Here is a 6,999-nt window from a genome sequence, read left to right on the forward strand (position 1 = left end):
ACGAACCTGGTCACCGCCGGCGGATGGGTGGAATATGCGGATGCCAAGTTCTGAAACCCGAGGACGGAAGAGCGAGTCCTGAGGACCGAATTCAGTGATCTGAGTTAGGGGTTCCTGGTTCCTGGTTATTGATTCCGGGTTTAGCGTTTTGGATTTAGCGTCTGAGAATTGTCGGAGCGGCCTCCAGCCGAGGTCGGCCCTCGGATATCCGACACTCGAGAAATGACAGGTGGATTGAAATGACGATTGCCGCCTACCTGACACTTGCCCTGCTGCTGGGGCTGTTCATCCTGCTGGTAAAAACCAAGATCCCAGCCCCGGCGGTCTTTGTCGGAGCCCTGGCCGTGGCAATGACCTTGCAGCTCGCACCGACCAAGGAACTGCTGAAAGGCTTCAGCAACCAGGGCATGCTCACCGTGGCCGTCCTGTTCATGGTGGCGGCCGGCATGTACGCCACCGGCGCCATCACCATGATCATGGACAAGCTCATCGGCCTGCCCAAATCGATTGTTGGCGCCCAGGTTAAGATACTGCCCCCTATCGCCGTGGGCAGCGCATTTCTCAACAACACCCCCCTGGTTGCCATGATGATACCGGTGATCAAGGACCTTTCCCGCGCCAGCCGATTGCCCGCCAAGCAGTTGTACCTGCCGCTGAGCTTTGCCTCGATTTTGGGAGGCATGTGCACGATTATCGGCACCTCCACCAACCTGGTTGTTGCCGGACTGGTTATTGACACCATTGCCGTTAGCGGTGCCGCCCTGCCCAACCTCCGGCCCCTGAAAATGTTCGACCCGGCCCTGGTAGGCGTACCCATTGCCGTGGCCGGCATCGCTTTCATGATCCTGGTGGGACGCTTTTTCTTGGCCGATCAGAAAGGTGACAAGGCGGTCGAGGGGGTTATGCGACGTTACACGGCGGAATTCGAAGTCCCTGAGGGGTCGCGGATCGTCGATCGCACCTTGGAGGACACAGGGATTGCCAGCGGTGACAACGTCGAAGTGCTCTACATTCGACGAGCGGATACGATTTTGACCAATGACCTGATGCATGAGCCGCTGGAAGCGGGAGATCTGTTGTCGTTTTCTGCCGATGTAAACGGCATGACCGAGCTGTGGCGAACCAACGCATTGGTGCCGCATCTCACCCTGAACCCCATGGAAACCGAGCGGCACACCCACCATCTGGTAAAAGCCGTGGTCTCCCGGCAAAGCTCGGCGGTGGGCAAAAAGATTCCCGACCTTCCCAGGGATGTCAACGCCTGTCAGTATAAGTTCGTAGCCCTTTCCCGAGACAGCCAACCCCTTGCCGGCCCCTTGGAAGAGGTTGTCATCGAAGCCGGCGACAACGCGGTCCTGGAAGTCAACGACGATTTTTTCTATGAATGCCAGATCGACCACGACTTTGCACTGACCAAAGCGTTGGAAGGCTTTCACCTGCAACGCACGGACCGGGCAGTGGAGGCCAGCTTGATCACGCTGGCGATGATCGGTGTGGTCGCCATGGGTTGGATGAGCATGCTCAATGCCAGCCTGCTGGCCAGCGGGGCCATGATTTTAACCGGCTGCCTGAGCCTGCGCACGGCCGCACGAAGCATCGACTGGGGAACCTTGGTGGTGATTGCCTGTGCCATCGGCCTGGAGTCGGCGGTCACCCGCAGCGGACTGGCCGAGCAGATAGCCGGTCTGCTCACCACCATGGGCGGCGACAACCCGCACCTGGCCCTGGCGGTGATATTCGTCGGCTGCTCTTTCATGACCAACGTGATTACCAATAACGCAGCCGCCGCATTCATGTTCCCCATCGCCTTGTCTACCGCCAACCAGTTGGGGGTGAGTTTTTTGCCTTTTGCCATCACGTTGATGATATCCGCATCTTGTGCCTTCATCACTCCCACCGGTTACCAGACCAACCTCATGGTGTGGGGTCCGGGCGAGTACCAATTCACCGACTTTGTCAAAATAGGAACGTTCATCACCCTCCTCGTGGCCGCCATGACGATCTTTCTTACCCCATTGATCTATGGGTTTTAGCTTGCCGGTCAAAAGCCTCGAAGGGCTTAGTGCATCATGGAAGAAGCTGCAACAGCGAACGCATATGACCCCTTCGTCCAATTATAATCGTAGCTGCTTAAAGACCCGCCAAGCAGAAGTTATACGACGCCGGCAGGGTGGACGAAGCCCTCTTATGATGAACCCTTTAGGACAAAAAAGCCCTTGACTTACTTTTGCAAAAGGGTTTATATGCGGACTTTCTTGAAACGGCAGCCTGCCTTTTTAGGAGCCCCGCCGAGGTAGCTCAGTCGGTAGAGCAGGGGACTGAAAATCCCCGTGTCGGCAGTTCGATTCTGTCCCTCGGCACCAGTAATAATTAACCCACTGTTACAGCAGTGGGTTTTTTATTTCTACCCACCTAATTGAATCAAATTCCATTTGTTACACACTTTACTTACACACTTTGCCGACACGGGATTTGATAATGGCAATCAAAAATGGAAGAACCTCATCCTACCTTGAACGGAATCCCTATTCGTATTGTTTCCGAATCAAAGTGCCACCGGACTTGCAACAACCAGTTGGAAAAAAGGAGTTGAGGTACAGCCTAAAAGCAGGCTACAGAACCATTGCCAAAGAGAAGGCCCACTACCTTGCTGGTAAGGCCTTGTTCATATTCAAGTTCTTACGAAGATACGCAGGGATGCTGAAGATGAAGCTGATGCCATGATCGAAGGCAATGGGATCACCTCCATTGAAAAGAATGCCCCAGAATACAGGAGGCTGTGTGCAAAAATCCTTGACGTGGATATTAGGCTAGCCGGCTATTGAATAAGCAAATTTAATGGTGGAGGGTGGTATTATAAAAATACATATTGAAATCAGTATGGTGGAGTTTTCTGCCGGCGAAAAAGATTATCTGTATGCCAGAAATTTTCAGGATAATTGCGGTAGATTGAAAAATGGTAAACCCTCGCTGCGGAATGGTTTCTGGGAAAGTGTTTAGTGACTTAACACAAGGGTCCGGGGAATCAACATCTCCAATCAGTAGCCCCTCAATCATTCGTCTCGCTGTTGGCCATTTCAAACAGCTGGGTTCTGAACTTGATCTGGTTTCTCATTTCATCAAGGGAAAACACTACCAACAGGTTTCTCGGCTTGTTCAGATCTGGCATAAACAGGCTATAATCATGCCGGAATTTTTCCATCCGCTTCAGCATCTCTAAATAATCGTTACCTACATATTCTGGATTTTCCACCAGCAAGTGTTCCGGGTAAAACTGTATCTTCAAATCCATCCGGTGATCGTTGAACAATAGCGGAGTATGGATCGTAGCCACGTGGCCGCAGTCGGTGCAGTTAAGGACGCTTATTTCGCCGGCCATCAGCTTTTGCACCAGTTCCGGGTTCTCCATTGCATTGATGGTCTGGTAAACGTCAACTGACTGTTTCTTTTTGCATGCCGGGCATGCGATGGTTTCTGTTTCGATCATTGTCATGGCTTACCTGCCTTATCCGCTGATGCGTTTGCCGGCTGGCTAAACTTGGATAACTGTAACATAGGATCTATGCATGAAAAGAAAAGCCCCTGCAGTGGTATGGACCACAGGGGGCTCGGGAGGGGTGAGTGGAAGAAGGGTTATGGCAATTATACTGTAAGCGTTAAAATCCAGATGTTTGAGAATGGTTCCACATCACCTTGATCGCATCTGACATACACATTATAATTTGTAGACAGCCAATCCATTTAACCAAAAGGATGGTTTCAAATTAACAGATATCAGGCCGTGGCACAGATAATGGCGATCTTATGTGAAGGTGGCCGCATCCGAAAAGGAAGCCGGCGATACAGGATAGCCCGCAAGCTGATCGCATCAAAGATTGATAGATTGGGACCAAATGCCGCTTATACCAGGGCTAAATGGAATAAACATGAGCTGCTGGTACAAATTGATGAACTGCATCGGCTGAGCGGGCTGGGAAGATCCGAAATTTCATTTAGGTTTTCTTAAATGATTATTTTACCTTACGCCACGAATGATGTTATCTGTGATTTGACCATGATGGGACTTAATTTCAATACATCTCAGGTCGCTACATTTCTGTGATAGATTCTTTTTCCAAATGTAATCTGCAATGAACTGGAAATTCGGCCACCCAATATGTAGTGGTGCTTGGAATTGGTCTACGATCCAACTACTTGGCGGCATACTGGCAAGAAACAACGCATTTCATTAAACCTGAAAAAGGAGCAACAAAATGTCGTTCAACAGCAATCTACCAAAATTATTCAACGCTGCCGATTATTTTGTAGACCGCAATATCCGTGAAGGTCGCGCGGACAAGTTGGCGGTTATCTGCGAGAATCGCAGGTTCACCTACGGTCAAATTCAAGCCGGTATGAACCGGATCGGAAATGGACTGCGGTCCCTCGATGTTCGTATGGAGGAACGCGTGGCCTTGCTGCTGCTGGACACCGAGGTATACCCCCAGGCCTTTTTCGGAGCGATCAAGATCGGTGCTGTGCCCATCTGCCTGAACACGCTCATGAGACCCAAAGATTACGCTTATTTTCTCAATGACAGCCGGGCGCGGGTGCTGATCGTCGATCACAGCCTGCTTCCCACGATCGAAGCCATAAAGTCGCAATTGACCTTTTTGGAACATGTAATCGTCGTCGGTGGCGGGGAAGGGGCCGGGGAGATCCCTTTGGTGAAATGGATGGCCGCACAGTCTGAGATATTGGAGCTGGCACCCACGACACCTGATGACCCTTGTTTTTGGCTATACAGTTCGGGTTCCACCGGGCTGCCCAAGGGTACGGTCCATCTCCAGCACGACATGGTGGTTGCCGCCGAAACTTACGGACATCAGGTGCTAAAGGTCACTGAATCGGACGTCTGCTTTTCCGCAGCCAAGTTGTTTTTCGCTTACGGATTGGGCAACGGTCTCTACTTTCCCTTCAGCGTAGGGGCGACGGCAGTCTACCATCCGGACCGACCCACCTACGATGCCATGTATGCCACCATCGCTCGCCATCAGCCGACAATCTTTTTCGGCGTGCCGACCCTGTTTGGCAGTATGCTTGCCGAAGAGGGCGACCTGGGGCGGGTGCGCGTCTGCGTTTCCGCCGGAGAAGCCTTGCCGCCCCAAATTCTCAAACGCTGGAAGACACGCTTCGGCGTCGGCATTATGGATGGTATCGGCTCGACGGAGCTTGCCCACATTTTCATTTCCAATCGGGTAGACGACATGCGACCGGGATCGACAGGCAAACTCGTCCCCGGATACGAGGCCCGCATCGTAGACCACGCTTTCCATGATGTCCCTGACGGCGAGATCGGCACGTTGTTGATCAAAGGGGACAGTTCAGCGGCTTTTTACTGGAACAAGCATGAAAAAACCAAAACAACCATGCTTGGCGAATGGCTAAACACTGATGACAAGTTTTTCCGCGACCCGGACGGCTATTTCTTTTATGTCGGGCGATCCAACGATATGCTCAAGGTGGGTGGCATCTGGGTATCGCCCATCGAGGTGGAGGCCTGCATCATGGAGCATCCTGACGTATTGGAGTGCGCCGTGGTAGGGGCACCGGATCACGAAAATCTGATCAAGCCCAAAGCATTTGTGGTGCTGAAAAATGGAAGCCAACAGTCAGAGGATTTGGCGAGCGAGATAAAAGCCTACGTCAAAGAAAAGTTGGCCCATTATAAGTATCCGCGTTGGGTTGAATTCGTTCCTGACTTACCCAAAACCCCCACCGGAAAAATCAAACGATTTATCCTCAGTGAGATGGCAACGTAATCTCCGATGAACTGATATTTAATGATAATTGCGATGGCGTCACACTGGTTAATCTTGAAATCATAGCAAAGGGACTGTCTTCGAAAACCATAGATTCCCCCGGGTAAGCAAGGAGAATAACTGCCACCGGCTCCTGCGCAACAGACCTCACCTCTTCTGACGCAGAAACGTGGTAAAGCTCATTAATTGGTTGCGGGATGAGCCATCCCGGCACCTCCCCCATCCCGCTTAGAACCGGCGCATATTCATGCCCATCAAAGATGTGATTATGGCCGGTTCTCTTTTTGTTTATCATAACGAACCTTCACTAAATGCTGATTACGTATAGCTGCTATTAGGGTGTACCCAGCAGTGACCAAAAAATAAGGAAGACCGAACACTACATCTGGTAGTTCGTCGTTTCCGATGATTAGTTGACTTTCATATTGCTATCACATGCGAAAAGCAAGCGCAGATTCCTTAGATGACTCCAACGACCATGCAGATATCAGCCTTGGTAATTTTCAACGATGTACGAAAATAATCGCAGCGGGCCAAATCTTGCCCAAATAGCGGTTCACGTGGTATCGTAGGGATCACCAAAGCATATCGGCAAATTTAATATAGATTCCAGTTACTAAGATCGTCTCAATATATCAGCACATTGCTCTGCTATTAAAATCGTATTTAAATTTGAATAGAAACACCACAATGTGATACTAAGCCATATTATTTAAAAGGATATTTCCCACTCAAATTGCCTTGACAAATATATCTATATTGATCCAATGTATCTTAGTAATAGTTTACTGTTCTCTGTATTTTTTCCTTCCGCCAAATCATAGTTCAAAATTTTTTCAGGATTTTACTTTTGATGCACCCAAAGGAGGAAACTGATGAAAAAGCTTACTCAAAACTTAACATACAGGATTTTTGCTATTTGTTCAGTATTCTTTGTACTCATAAGTGTGGCTTCTATTTCACATGCTGCTTTATACACAGTCAACCAAACTGTTACGTCAAGTCTTGGAGATGGCTTTCAAATACCAACTTTCGGCACCGTTCAGAATTGTGCTGGGGATTGTGGACTTAGCGGTGATGCTGTAATCGTCTCATTCTATTTTAGAGACGTAGCTCCTGAGTATGACCAAGCTATTCTTCAAGTTCGTACATCTGGTGGTGTTAGACTGGTTCCTTTAGGGGCAGGGTATATGTCAGG

6 protein-coding genes and 1 tRNA gene are annotated in these 6,999 nt (G+C 49.9%); 5 read left to right on the top strand and 2 right to left on the bottom strand.

Features of this window, described 5'->3' with window-relative positions; all coding sequences use genetic code 11:
- The first annotated feature begins 239 nt into the window (after nucleotides 1-239).
- The 3 genes from ABYV26_RS17540 (at nucleotide 240) to ABYV26_RS17550 (ending at nucleotide 2,724) form a co-directional block, all read left to right on the top strand.
- Complete coding sequence (locus tag ABYV26_RS17540) at nucleotides 240-2,033, top strand: SLC13 family permease (protein ID WP_372682653.1); 1,794 nt, start codon at nucleotides 240-242, stop codon at nucleotides 2,031-2,033.
- A 254-nt stretch (nucleotides 2,034-2,287) separates the two neighbouring features.
- Nucleotides 2,288-2,363, top strand: a tRNA-Phe gene (locus ABYV26_RS17545).
- A 115-nt stretch (nucleotides 2,364-2,478) separates the two neighbouring features.
- Nucleotides 2,479-2,724, top strand: a complete 246-nt coding sequence (locus tag ABYV26_RS17550; protein ID WP_372682654.1) for a DUF6538 domain-containing protein — start codon at nucleotides 2,479-2,481, stop codon at nucleotides 2,722-2,724.
- Nucleotides 2,725-3,049: 325 nt separating this feature from the next.
- Here ABYV26_RS17550 and ABYV26_RS17555 read toward each other — a convergent pair whose 3' ends face one another.
- On the bottom strand, nucleotides 3,050-3,493 hold the full coding sequence (locus tag ABYV26_RS17555) for a CpXC domain-containing protein (protein WP_372682655.1): 444 nt from the start codon (nucleotides 3,491-3,493) through the stop codon (nucleotides 3,050-3,052).
- Between the two features lie 760 nt (nucleotides 3,494-4,253).
- Here ABYV26_RS17555 and ABYV26_RS17560 point away from each other — a divergent pair.
- Entirely contained in the window at nucleotides 4,254-5,801 is a 1,548-nt protein-coding gene (locus ABYV26_RS17560) for a benzoate-CoA ligase family protein (RefSeq protein WP_372682656.1), read from the top strand.
- On the opposite strand, the gene ABYV26_RS17565 is transcribed toward ABYV26_RS17560, so the two are convergent.
- Nucleotides 5,782-6,096 (bottom strand): hypothetical protein, encoded by a 315-nt coding sequence (locus ABYV26_RS17565; RefSeq protein WP_372682657.1) that lies wholly within the window; start codon nucleotides 6,094-6,096, stop codon nucleotides 5,782-5,784. The genes ABYV26_RS17560 and ABYV26_RS17565 overlap by 20 nt on opposite strands.
- A gap of 580 nt (nucleotides 6,097-6,676) precedes the next feature.
- On the opposite strand from ABYV26_RS17565, the gene ABYV26_RS17570 reads away from it, so the two are divergent.
- Nucleotides 6,677-6,999, top strand: a 323-nt coding sequence (locus ABYV26_RS17570; protein WP_372682658.1) for a hypothetical protein, incomplete at its 3' end; no start/stop codon positions are given.

This window comes from Desulfosarcina sp. (genome assembly GCF_041551955.1).
Taxonomy (GTDB): Bacteria; Desulfobacterota; Desulfobacteria; order Desulfobacterales; family Desulfosarcinaceae; genus Desulfosarcina.